We start from the raw sequence: 23,294 nt of genomic DNA, 5'->3' as shown, positions 1-23,294 counted from the left end.
CAGACTGGAAGGTTGCCGGTGCTTGGCGCCGTCTGGGGAGCCTCGTTCGTCTTCCTGTGCTGCCAGGGGCAGAGCCCCAAGGGACGGCGGGGCGGCGATGTTGTCAGCGCGCCGCGCGCAGCAGGCCTTCGCGTGTCAGCAGCAGCACCTGGTCCGACCCCGCGCTGGCCTCCAGCCACGCCACCTCCAGCCGCGGGAAGGCTGCTTCGAAGTGCTCGCGCTCGTTGCCGATCTCGAGCACGAGCACGGCATCGCGGGTCATGTAGCGCGGGGCATCGCCCAGGATGCGGCGGATGAGGCCCATGCCATCGTCGCCGCCGGCCAGGGCGAGCGCGGGCTCGTGCTGGTACTCGGCCGGCAGGTGGGCCATGCTGTCGCTGTTGACGTAGGGCGGGTTGCAGACGATCAGGTCGTACGGGCCGCGCACGTTCTCGAACAGGTCGCCCTTGAAGAGGGTGATGCGCTTGCCGAGCTTGTGCTGGTCGACGTTGATGCGGGCCACGGCCAGCGCCTCGTCGGAGATGTCGGTGGCGTCCACCGTGATCTCGGGGTAGGCCATGGCAGCGATGACCGCCAGGCTGCCGTTGCCGGTGCACAGGTCGAGCACGCTGTGGGTGTTGTCGGAGAGCCAGGCGTCGAGCGTGCCGTCGCCTTCGCCATCGGCGAGCAGTTCGGCGATGAAGCTGCGCGGGATGATGGTGCGCTGGTCCACGTAGAACGGCACGTTCTGCAGCCAGGCCTGCTTGGTGAGGTAGGCCGCGGGCAGGCGGGTGTCGATGCGGCGGGCGATGATGTCGTCGCCCTTCGTGAACTCGTCGGGCGTGATGGCCCGCTGGGCCTGGGTTTCCAACGCGTCGATCGGCATGCCGAGCGCCCACGTGACTAGCCACGCGGCTTCGTCGAATGCATTGGTGGTGCCGTGCCCAAACGAAACGCCCGCCTCTTTCAGGCGGGCGCTTTGCGCGGTGATGAATTCGATGAGCGTCATGACAACAGGTTCTCCAGGGTCCGCCGGTAGATGTTCTTCAGCGGATCGATGCTTGCCACATCGACGTGTTCGTCGATCTTGTGGATGGTTTCGTTGAGGGGGCCGAACTCGACCACCTGGCGGCAGATCTTGGCAATGAAACGGCCGTCCGACGTCCCCCCGGTGGTGGACAGTTCGGGCGTGAAGCCGGTCTCGGTGCGGATGGCCTCGGCCAGGGCCTCGCTGAGGTCGCCCACGGGCGTGAGGAACGGTTCACCGCTCAGCGTCCACGCGATGTGGTGGTCGAGGTGGTGCCGGTCGAGCACCGCGTGCACGCGGGCCTTCAGCGAGTCGGGGGTGGATTCGGTGGAGAAGCGGAAGTTGAAGTCCACCACCAGCTCGCCGGGGATCACGTTGGTGGCGCCGGTGCCCGCGTGGATGTTGGAGCACTGCCAGCTGGTGGCGGGAAAGTAGGTGTTGCCGGCATCCCAGTCGAACGAGGCCAGCTCGGCCAGCGCCGGGGCAGCGAGGTGTATGGGGTTCTTGGCGAGCTGCGGGTAGGCGATGTGGCCTTGTACCCCCTTGACCGTCAGCTTGCCCGACAGCGAGCCGCGGCGGCCGTTCTTGATGACGTCGCCGAGGGTGTTGACGGACGTGGGTTCACCCACGATGCAGTAGTCGATGTGTTCTTCACGGGCACGCAGCAACTCCACGATCTTGACCGTGCCGTCGACCGCGGGGCCTTCCTCGTCGCTGGTGATCAGCAGCGCGATGCTGCCGCAGGTGTCACCCCGGGCCGCCACGAACTCCTCGATGGCCACCACCATGGCGGCGATGGACGTCTTCATGTCGGCCGCGCCGCGTGCGTACAGCTTGCCGCCGCGGTGCGTGGGCACGAACGGGTCGCTCGACCACTGCGCGAGCGGGCCGGTGGGCACCACGTCGGTGTGGCCCGCGAACATCAGCAGCTTCTTGCCGGGCAAGCCGCGGCGCACGGCCCACAGGTTGGTGACGCGGAAGTTCTCGGGTCCGCTTTCGATGGACTCGCAGGTGAATCCGAGCGGGCGCAAGCGGTCGGCGATCAGGGCCTGGCACCCGGCGTCGTCGGGGGTGACGGACGGGCGGGCGAGCAGGGCTTCGGTGAGTTCGAGCGTGGCAGACATCGGCGGCGGAAAGACTCAGATGCGGGCAAAGCCGCTGGATCGGCCGTCGTCGGCCGGCACGTCCAGCTGGATTTCGGTGAACGTGGGCTGGTCCGTGTCGGGCTCATCCTTCTTGGGGGTGAGCCGGGAGACGGGGTCCATGTCGTTCGCGAGGCGCCACATCAGGTTGGTGGGCGAATCGGCGTAGGCGAGGCCTTCGTCGCGGGTGATGAAACCGTCGTTGATCATGCGGGCCAGTTCGGCCTCGAAGGTCTGCGAACCTTCGGCCAGCGACTTTTCCATCGATTCCTTGACGCCGGTGAAGTCGCCCTTTTCGATGAACTCGGACACGAGCTTGGTGTTGAGCATGACTTCCACCGCCGGCATGCGGCCGCCGGCCGTGGCGCGGATGAGCCGCTGCGACACGATGGCGCGCAGGCCCGCGGCCAGGTCGGCGAGCAACGCGGGGCGCGACTCGGGGCTGTAGAAGGAGAGGATCCGGCCGAGTGCGTGGTAGCTGTTGTTCGCGTGCAGCGTGGACACCACCAGGTGGCCCGACAGCGCGTACGAGATGGCGGCCGTCATGGTTTCGCGGTCGCGGATTTCGCCGATGTAGATGCAATCGGGGGCCTGGCGCAGCGCGTTTTTCAACGCCACCTGGAGCGACTGCGTGTCGCGGCCCACCTCGCGCTGGTTCACCATGGAGCGCTTGTTGGTGAACATGAACTCGATGGGGTCCTCGATGGTGAGGATGTGGCCGGCGAGCTGCTGGTTGCGCTGCTCGAGCATGGCCGCGAGCGTGGTGCTCTTGCCGGTGCCGGTGGCACCCACCAGCAGGATCAGGCCGCGCTTTTCGAGCACGAGGGTGTTGAGCACCGGGGGCAGGTTCAGGCTGCCGAGGGCCGGGATGTCGTGCGGGATGTGCCGGAACACCGCGGCGATGGACCCGCGCTGGCGGAACGCGCTGAGCCGGAAGCTGCCGACGCCGGCGATGCCGATGCCGACGTTCAGTTCACCGGTGTCCTCGAGGTCTTCGAGCTGGGTGGGGGTGAGCAGTTCGGCAAGCAACTGGCGGGGCTGGGACGGGCTCAGCGGCTGGTCGCTCAACTGCAGGATCTGCCCGTTGATCTTGATCAGGATGGGGGTGTTGGCCGAGAGATACACGTCGGACGCGTGTTTGTCTGCCATCAGCCGGAGCACCCGCTCCATGTTGCCGCCATTGGTCGCTGCCATCAAAGTCCTCTTTTCCAGGCTGGTCGGGGTTCCGGGCGCGGGGCCCGGAACGTGGGGATCGAGTGGCGCCGTCTCCCCAGGCCGGCGCCACGGGGCATCAGCTGCGCAGCAGGTCGTTGATGCTGGTCTTGGAACGGGTTTGTGCGTCGACGCGCTTGACGATCACGGCGCAGTACAGGCTGTACTTGCCGTCGGCGCTCGGCAGGCTGCCGCTCACCACCACCGAGCCGGCGGGCACGCGGCCGTAGGTGACTTCGCCCGTGGCGCGGTCATAGATCTTCGTGCTCTGGCCGATGAACACCCCCATCGAGATCACCGAGTTTTCCTCGACGATCACGCCTTCCACCACTTCGGAGCGGGCGCCGATGAAGCAGTTGTCCTCGATGATGGTGGGGTTGGCCTGCAGCGGCTCCAGCACGCCGCCGATGCCCACGCCGCCCGACAGGTGCACGTTCTTGCCGATCTGGGCGCACGAGCCCACGGTGGCCCAGGTGTCCACCATGGTGCCTTCGTCGACGTAGGCGCCGATGTTCACGTACGACGGCATCAGCACCACGTTCTTGGCCAGGTAGGCGCCATGGCGGGCCACGGCCGGCGGCACGATGCGCACGCCGGTGGCACGGATCTCGGCTTCGTCGAGGTCGGCGAACTTCGGTTTCACCTTGTCGAAGAAGCTCAGGCCCCCGGCCTCGATCAGCTTGTTGTCGTTCAGGCGGAACGACAGCAGCACGGCCTTCTTGACCCACTGGTTGACGGTCCACTGGCCAACGCCCTGGCGTTCGGCCACGCGCACGCGGCCGGCGTTCAGGTCGGCGATCACGGTGTCGACAGCCTCGCGGACCTCGGGGCTGTTGTCGGCGGTGATGGAAGCGCGGGCTTCCCAGGCGAGTTCGATGGTGGATTGGAGCTGTTGGGTCATGATGGGACGGTGTTCAGAGGGATCGGGCAAAGGCGGCCAGGCGGTGGGCGGCTTCCAGGCATTCGTCGACTTCGGCGACCAGCGCCAGGCGGATGCGCCCGGCACCAGGGTTGGTGCCGTGGGCCTCCCGGGCAAGCAGGCTGCCCGGCAACACGGTCACATTGTATTGAGCCAGCAACCGTTGGGCGAATTCCACGTCATTGCCCGGCACACCGGCCCACAGGTAGAAGCTCGCATCGGGCAGCGCCACGTCGAGCACCTCGGCCAGCACCGGCGTGACCTGGGCGAACTTGCGGCGGTATTTGTCGCGGTTCTCGACCACGTGAGTCTCGTCGTCCCAGGCGGCGATGCTCGCGTGTTGCACGGTGGGGCTCATGGCACTGCCGTGGTACGTGCGGTACAGCAGGAACTGCTTGATCAGGGCGGCGTCACCCGCGACAAAGCCCGAACGCAGGCCCGGCACGTTGGACCGCTTGGACAGGCTCGTGAACGCGATGAGGTTGCGGAAGTCGGGCCGGCCGAGTTTCACGGCCGCTTCGAGCGAACCGAGGGGCGGTTCGTCGCGGAAGTAGATCTCGGAGTAGCACTCGTCGGACGCGATGACGAACCCGAAGCGGTCGCTGAGGGCGAAGAGCTTCTGCCATTCTTCCAGCGGCATCACCGCGCCGGTGGGGTTGCCCGGCGAGCACACGTACAGCAGCTGGGTGCGGGCCCACACCTCGTCGGGCACCGAACCCCAGTCGGACGCGAAGTTGCGTGCCGGGTCGCTGTTGACGTAGTGCGCCTGCGCGCCGGCCAGCAGCGCCGCCCCCTCGTAGATCTGGTAGAACGGGTTGGGGCACACCACGGTGGCGCCCGCCTTCGTGGGGTCGATCACGGTCTGTGCCAGGGCGAACAGTGCCTCGCGCGACCCGTTCACCGGCAACACCTGTGTGGCGGGGTCCACCGCGATGCCGTAGCGGCGTTGCAGCCAGCCGGTCATCGCGTTGCGCAGCGCGGGTTCGCCGGCGGTGGCCGGGTAGGCCGCCAAGCCCCCCAGGCCCGCCACGAGGGCGTCCTTGATCAGTTGCGGCGTGGCGTGCTTGGGTTCGCCGATGCCCAGGCTGATGGGCTTGTACGCCGGGTTCGGCGTGATGTCGCGGGTCAGCGCGCGCAGGCGTTCGAACGGGTAGGGATGCAGGCGGGCAAGCAAAGGGTTCATCCGCGGATTATCGGGCACGCCCGACCCTCCGGCGGGGGGCCGTGGTGTTCGCCGGGGTGACAAACCGTACGCACGGCCTGCGACGGGCATGGGGAGTCGCGGGGGGCGCTTCGCTGTTCCGCAGGCGGGTTCGCCCGCGCGCCCGGCTGCATTGCGAACCGTGGCTACCGTGTGCCGCCACGCATGTCACATCGCGTTCGCGCCGAGGCGCTGCGCCGTAGCACGGAGCCCGTTTTTCAATGCCGCACCCCATCCGCCCGCCCGCAACTCGCCCGACCGCCATGCCACCAGCCGCGCCGCCGGTGCTGCCGGATCCCGGCAGCGGCCCGTCCCGGGTGATCGGAGACCCCCCCGAGCTGGGACGGGCACCGCCCCCGCCCGCGAGTGCGTCAGGCGAAAGCTCGTCGGCCGCCACGCGCAGGCGCACAAGGCTGCCGGCGCCGGCACGCTCGACCCCTGCGAACCCGGCCGGCGCATCGTCGTCGGGCGTCCGTGCCGCCCCCATCGTGGCCTCGTCGGCTCAGCTCACGGCGCTGGCGCGGCAACTCGGCACGCTGGAGCAGCAGCGTTCACAGCTGCAGGCGAGCCTCGGCGAGGTCGAGGAGGCCCGCTGGGCTGCCGCGCGCGGTGCGCGTGGTGCCAGAAGCCGCAACGAGATCAACCACCTGCAAGACCGCGTGGACCACGCCCGCGACGAACTGCAGCAGTTGCTGGCCCGCCGCGACGCGCAGGCCGACCGGCTGGATCGCTCCGACCGCCAGCTGGCGTCTTGCGAGCGCTCGCTGGCGGGGCTGTCGCTGGCGTCGGCAGTTGCCACCGGGACGCCCACGCCTCCCTCCGCGTCCGCCCCGTCGGGCCGGGCCGCGGAACCCGCGGGGCCGGCTCCCGTCAGTGCCGAGGAGGCGGCTGCGCGCCGGCACCTGCAGCAACTGGAGCGGCAGCGCGAAGCCTTGAAGCTCGAGCAGGACCGCCTCGCCAGATCGGTGCTCGCCCCGGCGCGCGCCGAGGTCCAGCGCCTGAGGGCCGAGGCGGAAGAGATCCTGGAGCCGACGTCCTACATGGAAAGGATCGAATCGTCCGTCCCCGGCAATCTCAACAGCTATTTGGATGAGCATGACCTGCCGCCCATGGATGTGCCCCGGAGCGGACGTCCGGACAACCGTCATGAGCGCTATCTCGAATATTTCACCGAGGCAGGCGCCGGTGCCCGGCGCTTCAAGGCGGCGTATCTGGTGGCCGACAACGCGGCTTTTTCCGCGGCCTCCGCGCTCTACGGCTCGATGACGCCGAACGTGTACGTCAACAGCCTGCTCTGGCGCGTGCTGCAAGGCCACATGGATGACGTGCAGCACGGCAACAGCGGCGATCTGCTGCGCAGGCAGATGGAACCCATCACGGCCGCTTTGCGCAGTGGTGCTGGCGAAGACGCCCTGAAAGCCGCGGTGGCCAGGCAGGTCCGGTCGGGCTTCGACAGCTGCATGTTCGACGCGGCACGGCTGGCTTCCATCAACGTCCGGCACGGGGGGGCCGGGCCTCGGCGCGCGAGGTTGAGCGGTGGCGGGACGGTGCCGACCAGGGACGTGGTGGTCACCGCGGTGCGCAACGAAACGCTGTGGCAACTGCAGGAAGTGCCCGGGCACCGCGAGGCGATCCTGAAGGGGGCCGTGACCCAAGCCGCCGCCATCATGAGCATGCTTGCCGAAGACTATGCGGATGCCATGGCCGAGGTGGCGCAGGCCCAGGGTACCCTCGATGAGGCTCAGAAGGCGCTCCGGCTTGTCGTTGCGCAGGGGGTCGCTGCGGCGCAAGAGTTCAATGCCGTCCGCCAGCAGGTCAACCAGTTCGCCAGTGAGCGCCGCCGGCTCGACGCCCCCGAGGCGAACAAGGATGCCAAGTTCCGGTCGGAGGCCGTTCCACAAATCGAGACGGCCAGCACGTCGTCGACGCCGGACCCCGAGGCGCGCGGCATGAAGCTGCGTGGGGACATTCAAGGGCACCAGGAAGCTGCCGACGAGGCGAAGCAGCAGATTGCCGGCACGGACGACAGGATCAGGCAGGCGAAGGCCGCGCTGCGGCGCTGCGAAGACCAACTCGAGACCGCAGCCGCCGACCATGCGCGCAACGCGGCGGGGGGGCGGCGTCAATTCGACGCCCTGGGCGAGCAACTCGCCAGCCTGCGTGGCAGGATGCGGCCGCTGGACCAGGACATCCAGGACACCCGCACTAAGCTGCGAAGCCACTCCACCAGCACCGGGCTGGTCAGCGAGCGCGCCTGGGATCGCGCCGTGGAACGCCACTTGCTGCTCGACGACGCGGCGCTGCGCGCGCGCGCACGGGAGACCGGCTACGCGGGGGTCTATGGCTCGCATGCCGACATGGCTCTCGCGGTGGCCGAGATCAACGCCCATGTATCGCATCGATCCGAGCTGCAGGGCGTGCTGTCGGCGCGCACTCGCGCCGAGTTCGACCGCGCGATCAATGCGTTGCCGGGCGGCGTGGGTATCACCGACGCTGTTTTCGAGCACGGCCGTCCGGTGGGCCGCGGCTTCAGCAACGCGCCCGACCGCACCGGGCGCCCGACCCCGCTCACGCAAAGCAGCTATTCGCTGGATTTCGGGCCGGAGGGGCACGTGGTGGTTTCGCACTTGTACCCCCGCGCGGGGCGGTGAGAGGCGCCTCCGGCGTTCACCGGGGGTGACCCGGGCGATCAGTCACATTGCCAAGAACGCGCCTCGCCGGTGAAGCAGTCCCCGAACTTCGGATCGGTCTTCAGCTTGTGCAACACCCGCGCGGCCACGGCCGTGTCGGCGAAGTCCGAGAACAGGCCGTCGATGCCGAGGGCGAAGTACTGCAGGTACTCGTTGACCGGGTTGCCGGCGTAGTCGGCCGGCAGGCGCGACTGTTCGTTGCGGAAGGTGTAGGCGTGCACGACCAGGCCGGCCTGGTGGGCGCGGGCGATCAGGTCGGTGGGGGGCAGCAGCTTGAGCTTGGCCTCGCCCGGGCCGGTGCCGTTGGGGTTCGCGGCGGTGCTGACGATGTAGCGCTTCCACGGGCCGATGCCGTCGGCGTACGTGCGCACCTCGCGCAGGCCGGCGTCGGTGGTCAGGTAGGCGAAGGTGCGGGCCAGCAGCGCCGGGTCACCCGAGGCCGTCCAGTCGTAGGGGCGGTCGTACGGGGCGGTGAAGTCGAGCGAGCCGTCCGCGTTCACGTCGTTCGCATCGATCAGCTGCACGAGCTTCACGCGGGTGAGCTTGTTGAGCTGCTTCAGGTTGGCCTGCTCGAACGACTGGATGAACACCGGCGCCTCGCGGTAGTTCCAGCCGGCGCGGGTGAGGGCGTTCAGCACGCGCTGCTCGAGCGGCAGGCCGAGCTTCTGGTGGTAGGTGGGGTGTTTCGTTTCGATGTACACGCCCACCGTGCGGTTGGCTTCGCGGCCCTTGCGCTTGGCCAGCGCGATCACCTCGTCGAGCGTGGCGATGCCGAACTGGCCGTTGAACTGCTGCGGGCGGTCGGCGAAGGCCTGCTTCGCGCGCAGCGTGCGGATCTCGGCGAGCGTGAAGTCGGATGCGAAGAAGCCTTCCTCGGTGGCCCCGTCCACCACCGCGGTGCGGCGGCGGGAGGCGAACTCGGGGTGGCTCGCCACGTCGGTGGTGTTGGTGATGTTGGGCTCGTGGCGGGCGATCAGGTGGCCGTCACGGGTGGCCACCACGTCGGGCTCGATGTAGTCGGCGCCGAGTTCGATCGCGAGGGCGTAGCTCTCCAGCGTGTGCTCGGGCAGGTAGCCGCTGGCGCCGCGGTGGCCGATCACGAGGGGCGATTCGGTGCGGCTGCGGTGGTCATGGGCCATCGCGGCCGGGGCGGCGACGGCGGCGGCGCAGGCAACGGCCAGGCCGAAGAGGAAAGAGCGCATGGGTCGGTTCTCCTGTGGGGAAGTGGCAGACCGTACGCGCCCTGGGTGACGGGGTTGTGACGCCGGATGGCCTGGCGGCTACAGCCGCCGGGCACACCCCGGCGCACCGCACCGGCAGGCGAGCCGGCCTTCATGGTGGGTCTCGCCATAGCTCACGGTGATCTCTTCGCCCGGCGAGATGGCACGAAGGGAGTAGAACTCGACACGCCCCTGCTGGATGGACAGCCGGGCGTTGTGCTGGCACGAGTGGTTCGTGTAGCGCATGGGGTCGGCCGACTTGTGGAAGTCGATGGCCTTGTCCTCGGAGATCTCGACGATCATCACACGCTCGTGGCGCGTGGCCCGGATGCGGGCCTCGATCACGCTGATGGATTCACCTCGGATCTCGCCGATCTTGCGCCAGCGCGGAATGGGTTCGAGCGCGAACACGCCCTGGCCGTCGATGGGGCTCGGGCGCACATCGACGGCGTACTTCTGGTAGGCGGGGCGGGCCGGAAGGGCCAGGAGGTCAGGTTGCAATGTTGCTTTCGATCCAGGTGGCGAACCGCGCCAGGAACTTCGTCAGGAATTCCTTCGTGGATTCGTTGGTGAGCTTGCCCGCGTCGTCGAACAGCGTGTGGGCGTTGCCGAGGTAGGCCTCGTGGGGCAGCATCGGCACGTTCAGGAACACGAACGACTGGCGCAGGTGGTTGTTGGCGCCAAAGCCGCCGATGGCGCCGGGCGACGCGCTCACCACCGCCCCGGGCTTGCCGTTCCATGCGCTCTTGCCGTACGGGCGCGATGCCACGTCGATGGCGTTCTTCAGCACCCCCGGCACCGAGCGGTTGTACTCCGGCGTGACGAACAGCACCGCGTCGGCCGCCTGGATGGTGGCCTTCAGGTCCACCACGTTCTTGGGCGGGTTGGCTTCCCAGTCCTCGTTGAAGAGGGGCAGGTCGCCGATCTCCACGATGGACAGCTTGAGCGTGGGGGGCGCCAGGGCCGCGAGGGCCAGGGCGACCTTGCGGTTCAGCGAGGCCTTGCGGAGGCTGCCGACAAAGACGGCGACGTTGCGGGTGGTGGCCATGGACGGGATCCTTCAGGGCAGGGGCTTCGGGACCGCCATCGTGGAGCAAGGCCCGGCACCCTGCCAAGCACCGGGTCTTTGTGCGTCAGCCGGTCAAGCCAGGCCGGTGGCCGGTGCGTGGGCGGGCATGACCACCACGGGCTGCGGCTTCCAGCCCTTCTTGCGGTGCTCGGCCACCACGTTCGTGTAGATGCCGCCGCGCACGTACCACTTCGCGGTGATGCGGATGAACCGCGGGTCGGTGGCACGCACGATGTCGTCGAGGATGTCGTTCGTGACCTTCTCGTGGAACGCGCCTTCGTGGCGGTAGCTCCACATGTACATCTTCAGGCTCTTGAGCTCGACGCACAGCTTGTCCGCGATCATGTCGATCGTGAAATGGGCGAAGTCGGGCTGGCCGGTGAGCGGGCAGTGGCAGGTGAACTCGGGCACCTGGAACTGGATCGCGTAGTCGCGCTTCGGGGTGGGGTTCGGGAACACGTCGATCTGCTTGCTGGGCACGCTGGGCGGCTTGGCCGGTTTTTCGCGCTGGCCCACGGCCGTGGCGGGCTTGGTTTTGGGCAGGGCGACTTTGGTGGACATCTTGGCCATGGCAGACGGGTTCGGAGAGGGTTTTGCGGGAATGCCGCGAGGGGCCCGATGGTATCATCGCGCCTCGCCGGAGGCTCGTCGTTGCACGAGATTCGCCAAATAAATCAAGTACTTAGGCGGTCCTGGATGCCCCGGTGAGGTGCGCCGGGGGTTGCCTGTCAGGGCCCGTTTCCACGCCATGCGTCTGAACTCCATCAAACTCTCGGGCTTCAAGTCGTTTGCCGATCCCACGCATTTCCAGTTGCCGGGTCAGTTGGTGGGGGTCGTCGGCCCGAACGGGTGCGGCAAGTCCAACATCATGGATGCGGTGCGCTGGGTGCTCGGTGAATCGAAGGCCAGCGAACTGCGTGGCGAGTCCATGCAGGACGTGATCTTCAGCGGCTCGGGCAACCGCAAGGGTGCGAGCCGCGCCAGCGTGGAACTCGTGTTCAGCAACGAGGACGCCCGCGCCGGCGGCCAGTGGAACCAGTTCACCGAAATCGCCGTGCGCCGCGTGCTCACGCGCGACGGCACCAGCAGCTACTTCATCAACAACCAGCCCGTGCGCCGCCGCGACGTGCAGGACGTGTTCCTCGGCACCGGCCTCGGGCCCCGCGCCTACGCCATCATCGGCCAGGGCACCATCAGCCGCATCATCGAGAGCAAGCCGGAAGAACTGCGCCTGTTCCTCGAGGAAGCCGCTGGGGTGTCGAAGTACAAGGAACGCCGCCGCGAAACCGAGAACCGGCTGAAGGACACGCGCGAGAACCTGACCCGCGTCGAGGACATCCTCCGCGAGCTCAACAGCAACCTCGAGAAGCTCGAGAAGCAGGCCGAGGTGGCCACGAAGTACCGCGGGCTCCAGGAAGCCGGCACCCTCAAGCTGCACCAGTTGTGGTTCCTCAAGCACCGCGATGCGGCCGGCGAGCAGGAGCGGGTGCGCAAGGAAGTGCTGGAGGCCACCAACGCGCTCGAGGCCCGCACGGCGGAGCTGCGCCACGGGGAGGCCGAACTGGAAACCGTGCGTCAGGCCCACTACGCCGCGAGCGACGAGCTGCACACCGCGCAAGGGTCGTTGGCCGAGGCGGCACTCGAGGTGAGCCGCCTCGAGGAACGCATCCGCTACGTGGTGGAAGGCCGCCAGCGTGTCGAGCAGCGCCTGGTCGAGCTGAAGACGCAGAACGAGACCTGGGCCGACCGCCAGGCCCAGGCGCAGGACGAACTCGAGACCATCGCCGAACAGATCGCTGCGGCCGACGAACGCAGCGAGGTGCTCGCCGCCCAGGCCGAGGAACAGGCGGGCAACCTGCCCAACGTGGAAGACGCGGTGCGCACGGCGCAGAACCGCAGCAACGAGCAGCGCACGGCCGTGTCGGGCGTGCAGCAGCAGATCCAGGTGCTGGCGGCCGAGAGCCGCAGCCTCGACGACCAGGGCCGGCAGTTCCAGCAGCGCCGCGACCGGCTCGACGCGGAACGCCGCCAGCTGGCCGTGCCCGACATGGACCGCCTGGGCGACCTGAAGGCCCAGTTCGGCGTCGCCGAGGACGCGCGTGCGGTGGCCGACGAGCGGTTGCACGAGCTCACCGAGCAGGTGCCCGCGCTCGACGACGACCGCCGCATGAAGCAGGAACAGGTCAACACCGATTCGGCCCGGCAGGCCGACCTGAGCGCGCGCCTGGAAGCGCTGCGTGCGCTGCAGGAGAAGGTGCAGACCGAGGGCAAGCTCAAGCCGTGGCTGGCCAAGCACGGCCTCGAGAACATGCAGGGCCTGTGGAAACGCATCCACATCGAAACCGGTTGGGAAACCGCGCTGGAGTCGTCGCTGCGCGAGCGCCTGAGCGCGCTGGAGGTGGGCCGCCTGGAGACGGTGCGGGCCTTCGCGCTCGACGCGCCGCCGGCCAAGCTCGCGTTCTACAGCCCGCCGCATGCGGCCATCGCCAACACCCATCACACGCTGCCGCGGCTGTCCGACCTGCTGCGCCTGACCGAGGCGGGCCTGAAGGCCCTGCTGAACGACTGGCTCGAAGGCGTGTACACCGCGCCGAACATCGACGAGGCGCTGGCCGCACGCGACAAGCTCACCCACGGCGAGGTCATCATGACCCGCGAGGGCCATGCCGTGAGCCAGTTCTCGGTGGCGTTCTACGCCCCCGACTCCGAACAGGCCGGCATGCTGGCCCGTGCGCAGGAGATCGAGAGCCTCGAGCACCAGCTGCGTGCCCAGACACTGATCGCCGAGGAGGCGCGCGGTGGGCTGGTGCGTGCCGAGGCCGCGTACACCGAGGCCTCGCAGCGCCTCGTGACGGCCCGCCGTGACGCTGCCGAAACGCAAACCCGCGCGCACCAGCTGCAGGTGGAGCTGCTGCGCCTGTCGCAGCTTGCCGAGCAGACCAGCGCCCGGCGCGGCCAGCTCGACGACGAACTGCACGAGATCGATGCCCAGCTCGAGGAACTCAACGAACGCCGCGCCACCGGCGAGGCGCGGTTCGAGGAACTCGACATGCAGCTCGCTACCACGCAGGAGCGCCACGCCGAGCTCGACGAAGCGGTGATCGCCGCCGAACGCCGGCTGGCCGATGCGCGCGAACAGCTGCGGTCGCTCGAGCGGCAGGCCCAGGAGGCGACGTTCTCGTCGCGCTCGCTGGCTGCACGGCGTGGCGAACTGCAGCGCAGCATCGAGACGGCGGCGCAGCAGGTGCAGGGCAACGCGCAGTCCGAGGCGCAGCTGCGCGAGGAGCTGGGCCGGCTCACCGACGCCTCCGCGCAGGTGGGGCTGGAAGCGGCGCTGGCGCTGCGCCTCGACCGCGAATCGGCACTCGCCGCCAAGCGCAGCGAGTACGACGACCTGACGCTGCGCCTGCGCCGCCTCGACGAACAACGCCTCGCCCACGAGCAGAGCCTGCAGCCGCTGCGCGACCGCATCACGAAGCTGCAGCTCGAGGAGCAGGCCGCCCAGCTCGGCGGCGCGCAGTTCATGGAGCAGCTCACCGCGGCGGGTGTGGACCTGGAAGCGCTCGAACGCAACATCACCGACAACGGCGTGAAGCTGTACGGCCTGCAGGGCGAGATCGACCGCATCGGCCGCGAGATCAACGCCCTGGGGGCCGTGAACCTGGCGGCGCTGGACGAGCTCACGTCGTCGCGCGAGCGCAAGACCTTCCTCGACGCGCAGAACGCCGACCTGAACGAGGCCATCAACACGCTCGAAAACGCGATCCACAAGATCGACCTGGAAACCCGCGACCTGCTCATGGCCACGTTCAACCAGGTCAACGACGGCTTCGGGCGCATGTTCCCGAGCCTCTTCGGCGGTGGCAACGCGAGGCTCATCATGACGGGCGACGAGATCCTCGACGCCGGCGTGCAGGTGATGGCGCAGCCCCCGGGCAAGAAGAACAGCACCATCCACCTGCTGTCGGGCGGTGAAAAGGCGCTCACGGCCATCGCGCTCGTGTTCGCGATCTTCCAGCTGAACCCGGCGCCGTTCTGCCTGCTGGACGAAGTGGACGCGCCGCTCGACGACGCCAACACGGAACGCTACGCGAAGCTCGTGAAGACGATGTCGGCCGGCACGCAGTTCCTGTTCATCAGCCACAACAAGATCGCGATGGAGATGGCCGAGCAGCTGATCGGCGTGACCATGCAGGAACAAGGTGTCTCGCGCATCGTCGCGGTGGACATGGAAGCGGCTGTCGGCATGGTGCAGGCGGCCTGAGGAACTCGACGAGATGGACAACCTGACGATTGCGCTGGCGTGTGTGGGTGGGGTGGTGCTGGCGGGCGTGGTCGCCCACGGCGCCTGGCAGGCCCGCAAGGCCGGGCCCCTGCGCCCGTCGCCGCCCGTGGCCCCGCCGGCCGAGCCGCGTGAACCCGTGCTCGACGGTGGCCCGCAGGGCGCGGCGGGTGGCGACACCCCCACCGGCGGCGGGCTCGCCGACCGCGCGGAACCGATGTTGTTCCCGCGCCGTCCCAGCGCGCGCATCGATGCGCTGATCGACGGCATCGCATCGATCACGGTGGAAGCGCCGGTGAGTGGTGACATGGCGCTGTCGCACCTGCCGCCCACGCGGCGGGCGGGTACGAAACCCTTCCTGATCGAAGGGCTGAACACCGAAAACGGTGAGTGGGAAATGCCGCTGCCGGGACGCCGCTACAGCGAGTTCCAGGCCGGGGTGCAACTGGCCAACCGCACCGGTGGCCTGAACGAAATCGAGTACTCCGAGTTCGTGCAGAAGGTGCAGGGGTTCGCCGAGCTGCTGGGCGCGCTGGTGGACTTCCCCGACATGCTCGACGTGGTGGGCCGAGCCCGCGAACTCGACGCCTTCGCGAGCCAGCACGACGCCCAGCTCGCCGTGCACCTGCACGCGCGGCTGACGGCCTGGAGCGTGGGCTACATCCAGCAACATGCGGCACGCCATGGGTTCGTGGCCGGCAACGTGCCGGGACGCATGGTGCTGCCGGGTGCGGAGGACGGGGCGCCGCCGGTGCTGGTGTTGAGCTACGACGCGCAGGCCGCGTTGGCGGACGACCCCAACCAGTCGGCCGTGCGCGACGTGATGCTGAGCTTCGACGTGCCGCAGACCGAGGCGTCGTCCGAACCGTTCGCGGCCTGGCAGGCCAGCGCGCAGGCGCTGTCGCTGGGCATGGATGCGGCCGTGGTGGACGACAACGGCCACCCGCTCAGCGTGCCCGGCTTCGCATCGATCGGCGGCGAACTGCGCCGCCTGTACGAGGCCCTGGCGGCACGCGACCTCGCGGCGGGTTCCCCCGCCGCGCGGCGCCTGTTCAGCTGACGAATCAGCCTCTCAGGTCGGGGCCGGCAGGTCGGCCTCGTCTTCCTCTTCGCTGCTGCCAGGGGGCGGAAAGGCCCCCTGGTCGGGCTCCACCGGCAATTCACCGGGTTCGGGCTTGCCGGGCGGGGCGGGGTCGTGACGGCGGCTCATGGCGGCCTCCACTTTGGTCAGATCGCGCGGCCTGCCGCTTCGTGCAGGGCCGCGGAGATGGCGCGTTCCTGGGTGTCGGCCAGGCCGGCCGGGTTGTCGAGGTCTTCCTCACCCATGCGCACTTGCCAGTCCCACCCATTGGGCAGGTGACGCGTGCGGATGAGGATCTGCTGGCCATCCATGGGGATGGTGGACTCGTGCCATTGGGTGCGTTCGGTCATTGTCGGCTCCCTGTAAGAGCGGAACTTCACGGAGACCAGTCTCTGACGCCGAGGGCGCGAGAGGGGTAGGGACAGTGCGCGGTGTGGTGTCGGTGGTGTCCGACACCGGCAAACGCGCGTTCAGTTCGTGGCGACGCTGCGACGGCGGCGGCGCAGTTCCGCTCGACCGGTGTCGGTCAGCGTGAGCACGCCGTCAATGTCCTTGAGGTAGCCACAAGCGCAGTACGCTTCGACCAGGTCTTCGCTGATCGAATTGCCATGGCGTTCGAACAGGAATTGCATGGCTTGGTCGAAGGCGGGCAGGTAGAGGGCATCCATGTGTGAATCTCCGTGGTGCGTGTGGACGAATTCTGCGATCCGATGACCCTTCGCGGAACACGCGTTTGGGGGGATGGATGCATTTGGTCACACCCCCGTTTGCGGGGGACGCAGGGCCCTGATGCACTCGCAGAATCCGAAAGTCGGCCACGCGGGTCGTCGTTCCTGCCAGGGTGTTTCGCCCTTGCGGAACACCTCCACGCCGCGGGTCATCCACCTCCGGCGTCAGGGGAACCGGGGGGGACGGCTCACCAGCCGACGACCGGAACCGTCGCGTCACAAGAAGCAAGAAAGCCGCGGCTCGCCGCGTGTCCTGCTACAGGACCGCGTGTGCGTGCTCGGGGTGAGGAGACCAGATTTGACAAGGCGAAGTTTGCGGGCCGGCTGCTGCCGGGCGGGCCCGGCAATCCGCTCGTGGGGAACGCTTTATGGGCGAAAGAAAGATTCTGTGCGTCGTGCCGAGGCATGCCGACGCCGGGCTGTGCGAGTACCTGCGTGCAGCCTCCTGGGAGGTGCACACCGCGATGGACTTGAAGTCCGCGCACCGGTTGCTCCACCAGCACCACTTCCGCGTGGGCCTGCTGATGACACACGAGGTCCACGAGGCCGGGTGCGAGGAACTCCATGAGTTCCTCGCACAACACGACAGCCTCGAGTGGGTCGGTGTGTTCGACCTGCCGGCCCTGGCGTTGCCGGCTTGCCGTGAGCTGATCCTCGATCACTTCTTTGATCACCATACGCAGCCCGTCGAGCCGCAACACCTGGTGCAGACGCTGGGGCACGCGTACGGGCACGCGGCGCTCAGGCCGGCGCCCGAGGGCAAGCCGTCCGGTGTGGTGGGCGACGGGCCGATCGTCGGTGAAAGCGCGCCCATCAAGAACTTGCTGTGGCAAGTCAAGCGGGTCGCGAAGGTGGATGCGCCGGTGCTGATCCGGGGCGAAAGCGGCAGCGGCAAGGAACTGGCGGCGCAGGCGATCCACCAGCAGTCTGCACGCGCCCGCGGGCCCTTCGTGGCCGTCAATTGCGGGGCCATCCACCCGTCGCTGATCCAGTCGGAACTCTTCGGCCACACGAAGGGTTCGTTCACCGGGGCGTCGCGCGACGAACGCGGGCTGATCGAAGCCGCCAGCGGCGGCACGGTGTTCCTCGACGAGATCGGCGACCTGTCACTTGACCTCCAGGTCAACCTGCTGCGCTTCCTGCAGGAGATGACCATCAACCGCGTGGGGTCCACGCGCAGCATCCAGGTGGACGTGAGGGTGATCGCGGCCACCAACGTCGACCTCGACAAGGCGGTGTCGGCCGGCGGGTTCCGCGAAGACCTGTTCTATCGCCTCAATGTGCTGCCCCTTCGTGTGCCGCCGCTGCGTGAACGCAAGACGGATGTCGCATTGCTGGCACAGCACTGCTTCACGAAGTTCATCCACGACAAGAGCCCCCGACTCAGGGGGTTCAGCCGCCGCGCGGTGGCTGCGATGGAAGTGCACGACTGGCCGGGCAACGTGCGCGAGCTCATCAACCGCGTGCGCCGCGCGATGGTGATGAGCGAAGGGCGCCTGATCACGCCCTTCGACCTCGGGCTCGAGGAACGCGTGGACGCGCCGCAGCACGAGGCCCTGGACGACGCCCGGACCGAGGCGGAACGCAGCGCGATCTCCTGCAGCCTGCAAAGCGCCGGCCGCAACGTGACCCAGGCGGCGCGCCAGCTCGGGGTGTCGCGCATGACCCTGTACCGGCTGATGGCCAAGCACAGCATCACGAACTGACACGCTCGCGCGGTGCTCGCTATACGCGCTCAATCCGTTTGCAACCTCAGGCGGGGGATGAATTCGTCCCCCGTCGCGCGAGCTTGTGCGGGCCTCCTCCAGATGGATGTCACAAGGATGTGACGCCGCCGTTTCGGCCGGGTTTGCCCGGAGCCGCGCGCGCAGGCCGTTGATCAGCAAGGGAAAAAAGGCCGTGGCGCGCGTTCGGCGCGGCGGGCGCGACGGGGGTGTCACAGCCCTGAGACAACAGGACCTCATCCGGACGTGGGCGATGGCCTGGTGCTCCCGTGCCCATGCTGGAGTTTCCCTTGTGAATCAAGCACTTGGCGAGGGCCTGGCATGCAGTGGTCCTGTTCCTGCAAAGAACCCTGCGGATTGGCGTGCCATGCCAAATCCCTGATGTCCGGTATATCAACCCTATCGAGGAGAAATTCCATGACAAGAACCTTATTGGCGTCGGCGCTCGCCCTGGCCTTCGGGGCCTCCGCCTGGGCCAACCCCACCAACACGAACACCAGCGACTCCAGCAAGGTGAATCAGTTGGCGAATGCATCTGCCTCCAGCAGCTTCGGGCCTGCGGCGAATGAGAACTCGACGGCCACGCAGACCAACACGCTCACCGCGACGAAGACGTCGACCAGGACGAACAGCCGCACCACCACGATCACGCCAACCGACAACAGCAACAACTCCGACCAGAAGAACAACAAGAGCACGGGCGACAACCGTGACAACAGCGGCCGGGCAGCAGCGTCCGGCTGGGGCACCGCGGCGGCCAACAACGGCAGCACGTCCACCGCGAACTTCACGAACTCGTTCAACTCCAGCAAGGCCATCGCCATCAGCAAGCTGACAGGCACGGTCAGCGGCGTCCAGGTTTCCGGCCTCGGCAATGTCGCCAACAACAGCGGCAATGCCAATGGTGGCCGGGGCGGCGCGGGCGGTGACGGTTATGGCGGCATTGGCGTCGGCGGCGACGGCCGTGGCGGCAATGGCGGCGCCGGTGGCCGTGGCGGCGCCGGCGGTTCGGGCGGTGACGGCGGCAATGCCCGCGTCGGCAGCGCGAACGCTGGCGACGCCTCGAACAGCGCCACGGGCGGCGCCGGCGGCGCCGGCGGTGACGCCCGGGGTGCCAGGGGTGCCAACGGCGGTGATGCCACCGCGACTGGCGGCACCACCCGCACCGCGGGCGGGGCAGCCCTCGCAGGCAACGCACAGCGGACCGGCGGCGCGGCTGCAGGCTCGGCGGCGAGTGGCGGCGATGGCAGCGCCACCGATGGCAACACCGGTGGATCGGCCCTGTCGGCCAATGCCTCGCTTGGTGGTTTGTCCGCGTCCGGCCAGCGGTCGGGCAGTGGCGCCCTGGGCGGTGGCCTGGGCGCAGGGGGCGGCACACTCGGTGGCAGCCTCGGCGTGGGTGGCAGTGCCGGCAACTCCAACGGTGGTGCCGGTGGAGGGGATCCTGGCGCAGGCGGCGGCGCCGGCGGCAGCAGCGGTGGCGGGGCCGGCTCGGGCGGTGCCGTCACGGGCACGGGTGGTGCCGGCACCGGCACGGGCACGGCAAGCAGCGGCTCGACCAACACGGCGGCGAACACCGGCGGCGCGGCCACCGGCTCTTCGTCCGGCACGGGTGGTGCGGCCACGGGCTCGGCCACAGGCACCGGTGGCGCCGGTACCAGCGGTGCAGCCACGGCGTCCAGCGGCTCCAACACCGGCACGGCGACGTCGTCCGGCGGTGCGGCGACCGGAACCGGTGGCGCAACGACGAGCAACGCCGGCGCTGGCGGAACCGCCAGCAATGTGGCCGGTGGCGGCGGGGGCGGGGGCAGCGCCTCGAACGGCGATGCGTCCACCAGCGCCACCAATGGCAGCGCGACGGCAGGCAACGGTGCGGCCGGCGGCGCTGGCGCAGCCGGTGGTGGTGGTGGGGCAGGTGCTTCGGGCACGGGTGGCGCCGGCAGCGGCGGCTCAGGCTCGGGTGCCGCGGGCGGTGCAGGTGGTGCGGGCGGTTCCAACGCCGTCAGTGCCGGCACGTTCAACATGTCCAACTCCATGACGGGCACGGCGCAATCGGCGGCAGGCATTCTGGTTCTCAGCCAGAACACCGGCATCGGCGCACTGGTGCAGCAGAGCGTCAATGTGCAGGCCAACCTGAGCCTCGGCAGGTGATGCAAGCAAGCTGATCCACCGGGGGACCTCCGGGCCCCCCGGTGTTTCGGCGAACAGTTCATTGCCCCAGCGGAATGCACAGGAGGCATCATGAAGACCCTAACGCACACACTCGTGCTCGGTGCAGCGTCACTCGTGTCGCTGACGTGGAGCGCGGCGGTGCACGCGGCCGACGAGGTCGTGGCGGTATCCACGCCACCTCCCGCCGAAGCCGCGGCGCCCGCTGCGGCCACGCCAGCCGTCGCGCCCAATCCCCTCGGGATCAAACCGCTCGACAGCCGCTCCTTGGCGGCCAAGCGCGGTGGTTCGGTGACGATCAACGACATGAAGCTCAAGGGCGTCGTGGCCGACAACTCGGCCACCAACGTCGTGACCGGTGGCAACGTGATCAGCGACGGGGCCCTCGCGGGCTCGGCCGGGCTGCCCACGGTGATCCAGAACAGCGGCAACAACGTGCTGATCCAGAACGCCACCATCGTCAACGTGCAGTTGAAGTGACACCATGAAGTCCCCCACCTTCCTGTTCCTCGTGCTGGCGACCCTGTGGGGTGGTCCGGTCCATGCCGGCTCGGTCGACGTGGGCGGCATCTATTCGGTGCCCGCGGTGAGCCTGAAGGAAGGGCGTTACCTCGCGACGGAGCGGCAGCAGTTCGATTTCAGCTGCGGCTCCGCCGCGCTTTCAACCTTGCTCACCCACCACTACGGGCATCGGGTGAACGAGCAGGCGGTCTTCGAGGCGATGTACCGCCACGGCGATCAAGCGAAGATCCAGCGCGAGGGCTTCTCGCTGCTGGACATGAAGCGGTTCCTGGAATCCCACGGCTACCAGGCCGACGGGTTCGAGGCGCCACTCGACAAACTCGAGAGCGCGCGCATCCCGGCGATCGCGCTCATCAATGAGAGCGGCTACAACCATTTCGTCGTGATCAAGGGCGTGCGCGATGGCCGCGTGCTGATCGGCGACCCGGCGGGCGGCACTCGCGCGCTTGCGCGGGCTGCCTTCGAGGCGAGGTGGGTGAACCAGATCGTGTTCGTGATCACGAACAAGCAGGAGCTCGCGGGTTTCAACCTGGCCGCCGATTGGCGCACCGTCCCGCGCGCACCGACAAGCAACGGGATCCTTCGCGAAGGGCTGAACGGCATCACGATCCCCAAGCTCGGCCCATCGGATTTCTGAGCGGGACCTCACGCCATGACACTCCATCCCTCCCGGCCGGCCCTGCTGTTCTCGCTGATGGCCCTTGGCCTGTCGGCGGGCACGCAGGCCTCGGCCGAAGACGACCCCACGCACGACGACGTGTCGCGTGTCATGCGCGTGCTCGGAATCGATGCCCCGATGGCGCCTGCGCCCGAGGCCTGCCCGCAAGTCGTCGCGAAACCTCCGCGCCGGTCTGTGGCGCGCCCGGTGCAGGCCGAGGAGCGCCGCGCGTTGTTGCAGCTCATCCGGCCCGAGACCACCGCGCCGTTGGAGGTGGCCGTCGATACGGCTGCCGACGTGGTGCCCGAGGCGCCCGCCGTGGCCGAGGGATTCGGCCGCACCGAAGTGACACTGGTCGCGCTCGCGGGCGAGTCCGAAAACCCCGCGGAACCGGCGGCGCCGGATGTGCCGACAGAGGCTCCTGTGCTCGTGGGCCTGGTGAGCCGCCCCGCCGACGAACCCGATGACCATGACCCGTTGCACGCAGCGCCCTGGACGCTCGACTGGTTGCCCCCTCCTGGCTCACCGGCTGCACCTGCCGAGGGTGACACCGTGGCGGTGCTGGTGGACGACCGGGCCGGCACCTTGGACCCGGACCACCTGCTTCTGGCGAATGTGCCGATCGACGCGGCCCAGGACGTGGTGCAGGTGGCGCAGGCGCCCGTGCTGGACGAGCCCGTGCACGCGGACCGTGTGTTGGCGAGCCTGGCCGGTGTGCGTGTGGGCGGGGAGGTTTCCGCCACGCCCGTGATCGACCTGGTCGTGCCGGCGGACGTTGCGGATGGGGATGCGCCGGCCCGCGCCACGCCGCGGGCCGACTACGTGCAGGCGCGGATCGACGGCGCTGGCGACGCCGTGGGTGCCACGCCCACCGACCGCGTGTTGAGTGCGCTGGCAGCGCTGAGAGGTGTGCCGGAGGTGGAGGAGACCCCGCCCGAGCAGCCCGTGGTTGCTGCCGTGCCCGAACCCGAACCCGTGGTGTCGGTGGCCGATGCCAGCCGGCCTGCCGCGGTATCGCCGATCGAGCATGTGCTGAACGACCTGGCTGCCCTGAGGAGTGTGCTCGAGGCCGAGGAGGCCGAACCGGCGCGTGCGCCGTGGCAAGGCGAGACCGTGGCGATGAACTCGTCGCAACTGGACGGTGTGCGTGGCGGGTTCATGACCGACACCGGCCTCACGCTGTCGTTCGGCATCGAGCGCGCGGTGTACATCAATGGCACGCTCGTGACCATGACGAGCCTGAACGTGGCGGACCTGAGCAAGCTCTCGGCCGGCCAGGCCGCCGTGACCACCCTCAACGGCGGGGCGCTCGCGGTGGTGCAGAGCGGGGCGGGCAACACCGTGCTGCCCGGTGCGGTGATCGGGTCGGCGGTGGGCACGGTGATCCAGAACACCCTGGACAACCAGAAGATCCAGAGCGTCACCACCGTCAACGCGACGGTGAACAGCGCCGGCATCCTCCGGTCGTTGAACCTGCAGCAATCAGTGCAGAGCGCGATCACCAACTCGCTGCGGCGTTGACGCTGCCGGGAAAAGCGGTCATCGCTGTCCGGGGAAAATCTCGGGTCATCCCGGCGAAAGCCCACTACTGTCCGGAATAAATTGGACCGAGGTCACGTAAGTTGTTGCGAGCACTCGCTGTTTGGGATAAATCCCAGAGCGCCAACTCAA

The 23,294-nt window shown here is 68.6% G+C and carries 20 protein-coding genes; 8 read left to right on the top strand and 12 right to left on the bottom strand.

Features of this window, described 5'->3' with window-relative positions; all coding sequences use genetic code 11:
• Window positions 1-103: 103 nt before the first annotated feature.
• The 5 genes from prmB to dapC all read right to left on the bottom strand — a co-directional run bounded on the left by prmB (window position 104) and on the right by dapC (window position 5,462).
• The gene (gene prmB, locus ASC87_RS22910) at window positions 104-988 is read right to left on the bottom strand and encodes a 50S ribosomal protein L3 N(5)-glutamine methyltransferase (RefSeq protein ID WP_056668024.1); all 885 of its coding nucleotides are present in this window, start codon (window positions 986-988) and stop codon (window positions 104-106) included.
• On the bottom strand, window positions 985-2,130 hold the full coding sequence (gene dapE, locus ASC87_RS22905; protein WP_056668020.1) for a succinyl-diaminopimelate desuccinylase: 1,146 nt from the start codon (window positions 2,128-2,130) through the stop codon (window positions 985-987). Before dapE ends, prmB begins: the two co-directional genes overlap by 4 nt.
• Window positions 2,131-2,145: 15 nt before the next feature.
• Entirely contained in the window at window positions 2,146-3,342 is a 1,197-nt protein-coding gene (locus ASC87_RS22900) for a PilT/PilU family type 4a pilus ATPase (protein WP_235582250.1), read from the bottom strand.
• Window positions 3,343-3,439: 97 nt separating this feature from the next.
• Complete coding sequence (dapD, locus tag ASC87_RS22895) at window positions 3,440-4,261, bottom strand: 2,3,4,5-tetrahydropyridine-2,6-dicarboxylate N-succinyltransferase (RefSeq protein ID WP_056668017.1); 822 nt, start codon at window positions 4,259-4,261, stop codon at window positions 3,440-3,442.
• A 13-nt stretch (window positions 4,262-4,274) separates the two neighbouring features.
• Window positions 4,275-5,462, bottom strand: coding sequence for a succinyldiaminopimelate transaminase (gene dapC, locus ASC87_RS22890; RefSeq protein ID WP_056668014.1), 1,188 nt, complete (start codon window positions 5,460-5,462; stop codon window positions 4,275-4,277).
• Between the two features lie 506 nt (window positions 5,463-5,968).
• Between dapC and ASC87_RS22885 the strand changes: the two genes are divergently transcribed.
• The gene (locus tag ASC87_RS22885; RefSeq protein WP_056668011.1) at window positions 5,969-8,131 is read left to right on the top strand and encodes a hypothetical protein; all 2,163 of its coding nucleotides are present in this window, start codon (window positions 5,969-5,971) and stop codon (window positions 8,129-8,131) included.
• Between the two features lie 38 nt (window positions 8,132-8,169).
• Here ASC87_RS22885 and ASC87_RS22880 read toward each other — a convergent pair whose 3' ends face one another.
• From ASC87_RS22880 to queF, 4 genes are all read right to left on the bottom strand, one after another.
• Complete coding sequence (locus tag ASC87_RS22880) at window positions 8,170-9,372, bottom strand: glycerophosphodiester phosphodiesterase (protein ID WP_056668008.1); 1,203 nt, start codon at window positions 9,370-9,372, stop codon at window positions 8,170-8,172.
• 78 nt (window positions 9,373-9,450) lie between these two features.
• Window positions 9,451-9,891 (bottom strand): SET domain-containing protein, encoded by a 441-nt coding sequence (locus tag ASC87_RS22875; RefSeq protein ID WP_056668005.1) that lies wholly within the window; start codon window positions 9,889-9,891, stop codon window positions 9,451-9,453.
• Window positions 9,881-10,438, bottom strand: a complete 558-nt coding sequence (locus tag ASC87_RS22870) for an NADPH-dependent FMN reductase (RefSeq protein ID WP_056668002.1) — start codon at window positions 10,436-10,438, stop codon at window positions 9,881-9,883. The genes ASC87_RS22875 and ASC87_RS22870 overlap by 11 nt, the downstream gene beginning before the upstream one ends.
• A gap of 93 nt (window positions 10,439-10,531) precedes the next feature.
• Complete coding sequence (gene queF, locus ASC87_RS22865; RefSeq protein WP_369820784.1) at window positions 10,532-11,020, bottom strand: preQ(1) synthase; 489 nt, start codon at window positions 11,018-11,020, stop codon at window positions 10,532-10,534.
• Window positions 11,021-11,207: 187 nt separating this feature from the next.
• On the opposite strand from queF, the gene smc reads away from it, so the two are divergent.
• Both smc and ASC87_RS22855 read left to right on the top strand, forming a co-directional pair.
• The gene (gene smc, locus ASC87_RS22860; RefSeq protein WP_056667999.1) at window positions 11,208-14,723 is read left to right on the top strand and encodes a chromosome segregation protein SMC; all 3,516 of its coding nucleotides are present in this window, start codon (window positions 11,208-11,210) and stop codon (window positions 14,721-14,723) included.
• Between the two features lie 13 nt (window positions 14,724-14,736).
• Complete coding sequence (locus ASC87_RS22855; RefSeq protein WP_056667996.1) at window positions 14,737-15,801, top strand: hypothetical protein; 1,065 nt, start codon at window positions 14,737-14,739, stop codon at window positions 15,799-15,801.
• Between the two features lie 12 nt (window positions 15,802-15,813).
• On the opposite strand, the gene ASC87_RS32085 is transcribed toward ASC87_RS22855, so the two are convergent.
• The 3 genes from ASC87_RS32085 to ASC87_RS22845 form a co-directional block, all read right to left on the bottom strand.
• Window positions 15,814-15,951: a hypothetical protein gene (locus ASC87_RS32085; protein WP_157604241.1), complete on the bottom strand. Its 138-nt coding sequence runs from the start codon at window positions 15,949-15,951 to the stop codon at window positions 15,814-15,816.
• A 17-nt stretch (window positions 15,952-15,968) separates the two neighbouring features.
• Entirely contained in the window at window positions 15,969-16,172 is a 204-nt protein-coding gene (locus ASC87_RS22850) for a hypothetical protein (protein ID WP_056667993.1), read from the bottom strand.
• 120 nt (window positions 16,173-16,292) lie between these two features.
• Window positions 16,293-16,490: a hypothetical protein gene (locus ASC87_RS22845; RefSeq protein ID WP_056667990.1), complete on the bottom strand. Its 198-nt coding sequence runs from the start codon at window positions 16,488-16,490 to the stop codon at window positions 16,293-16,295.
• Window positions 16,491-16,918: 428 nt separating this feature from the next.
• On the opposite strand from ASC87_RS22845, the gene ASC87_RS22840 reads away from it, so the two are divergent.
• From ASC87_RS22840 to ASC87_RS22820, 5 genes are all read left to right on the top strand, one after another.
• Window positions 16,919-18,256, top strand: a complete 1,338-nt coding sequence (locus ASC87_RS22840; protein WP_056667987.1) for a sigma-54 dependent transcriptional regulator — start codon at window positions 16,919-16,921, stop codon at window positions 18,254-18,256.
• A 435-nt stretch (window positions 18,257-18,691) separates the two neighbouring features.
• Window positions 18,692-20,425: a hypothetical protein gene (locus tag ASC87_RS22835; protein WP_056667984.1), complete on the top strand. Its 1,734-nt coding sequence runs from the start codon at window positions 18,692-18,694 to the stop codon at window positions 20,423-20,425.
• A gap of 90 nt (window positions 20,426-20,515) precedes the next feature.
• Window positions 20,516-20,923, top strand: coding sequence for a hypothetical protein (locus ASC87_RS22830; protein WP_056667981.1), 408 nt, complete (start codon window positions 20,516-20,518; stop codon window positions 20,921-20,923).
• Window positions 20,924-20,927: 4 nt separating this feature from the next.
• Window positions 20,928-21,602, top strand: coding sequence for a C39 family peptidase (locus ASC87_RS22825; protein WP_056667978.1), 675 nt, complete (start codon window positions 20,928-20,930; stop codon window positions 21,600-21,602).
• Between the two features lie 15 nt (window positions 21,603-21,617).
• On the top strand, window positions 21,618-23,144 hold the full coding sequence (locus ASC87_RS22820) for a hypothetical protein (protein WP_056667975.1): 1,527 nt from the start codon (window positions 21,618-21,620) through the stop codon (window positions 23,142-23,144).
• Window positions 23,145-23,294 lie beyond the last annotated feature (150 nt).

It is taken from the genome of Rhizobacter sp. Root1221, from assembly GCF_001425785.1.
Lineage (GTDB): Bacteria > Pseudomonadota > Gammaproteobacteria > Burkholderiales > Burkholderiaceae_C > Rhizobacter.
Note: the sequence above shows the minus strand (reverse complement) of the source record. Positions and strands in the feature narration are given on the sequence as shown.

Coding starts and splice junctions, on each gene's coding strand:
- prmB (WP_056668024.1), bottom strand. CDS start 988: ATGACGCTCATCGAATTCATCACCGCGCAAAGCGCCCGCCTGAAAGAG.
- dapE (WP_056668020.1), bottom strand. CDS start 2,130: ATGTCTGCCACGCTCGAACTCACCGAAGCCCTGCTCGCCCGCCCGTCC.
- ASC87_RS22900 (WP_235582250.1), bottom strand. CDS start 3,342: ATGGCAGCGACCAATGGCGGCAACATGGAGCGGGTGCTCCGGCTGATG.
- dapD (WP_056668017.1), bottom strand. CDS start 4,261: ATGACCCAACAGCTCCAATCCACCATCGAACTCGCCTGGGAAGCCCGC.
- dapC (WP_056668014.1), bottom strand. CDS start 5,462: ATGAACCCTTTGCTTGCCCGCCTGCATCCCTACCCGTTCGAACGCCTG.
- ASC87_RS22880 (WP_056668008.1), bottom strand. CDS start 9,372: ATGCGCTCTTTCCTCTTCGGCCTGGCCGTTGCCTGCGCCGCCGCCGTC.
- ASC87_RS22870 (WP_056668002.1), bottom strand. CDS start 10,438: ATGGCCACCACCCGCAACGTCGCCGTCTTTGTCGGCAGCCTCCGCAAG.
- queF (WP_369820784.1), bottom strand. CDS start 11,020: ATGTCCACCAAAGTCGCCCTGCCCAAAACCAAGCCCGCCACGGCCGTG.
- smc (WP_056667999.1), top strand. CDS start 11,208: ATGCGTCTGAACTCCATCAAACTCTCGGGCTTCAAGTCGTTTGCCGAT.
- ASC87_RS22855 (WP_056667996.1), top strand. CDS start 14,737: ATGGACAACCTGACGATTGCGCTGGCGTGTGTGGGTGGGGTGGTGCTG.
- ASC87_RS32085 (WP_157604241.1), bottom strand. CDS start 15,951: ATGAGCCGCCGTCACGACCCCGCCCCGCCCGGCAAGCCCGAACCCGGT.
- ASC87_RS22850 (WP_056667993.1), bottom strand. CDS start 16,172: ATGACCGAACGCACCCAATGGCACGAGTCCACCATCCCCATGGATGGC.
- ASC87_RS22845 (WP_056667990.1), bottom strand. CDS start 16,490: ATGGATGCCCTCTACCTGCCCGCCTTCGACCAAGCCATGCAATTCCTG.
- ASC87_RS22840 (WP_056667987.1), top strand. CDS start 16,919: ATGGGCGAAAGAAAGATTCTGTGCGTCGTGCCGAGGCATGCCGACGCC.
- ASC87_RS22835 (WP_056667984.1), top strand. CDS start 18,692: ATGACAAGAACCTTATTGGCGTCGGCGCTCGCCCTGGCCTTCGGGGCC.
- ASC87_RS22830 (WP_056667981.1), top strand. CDS start 20,516: ATGAAGACCCTAACGCACACACTCGTGCTCGGTGCAGCGTCACTCGTG.
- ASC87_RS22825 (WP_056667978.1), top strand. CDS start 20,928: ATGAAGTCCCCCACCTTCCTGTTCCTCGTGCTGGCGACCCTGTGGGGT.
- ASC87_RS22820 (WP_056667975.1), top strand. CDS start 21,618: ATGACACTCCATCCCTCCCGGCCGGCCCTGCTGTTCTCGCTGATGGCC.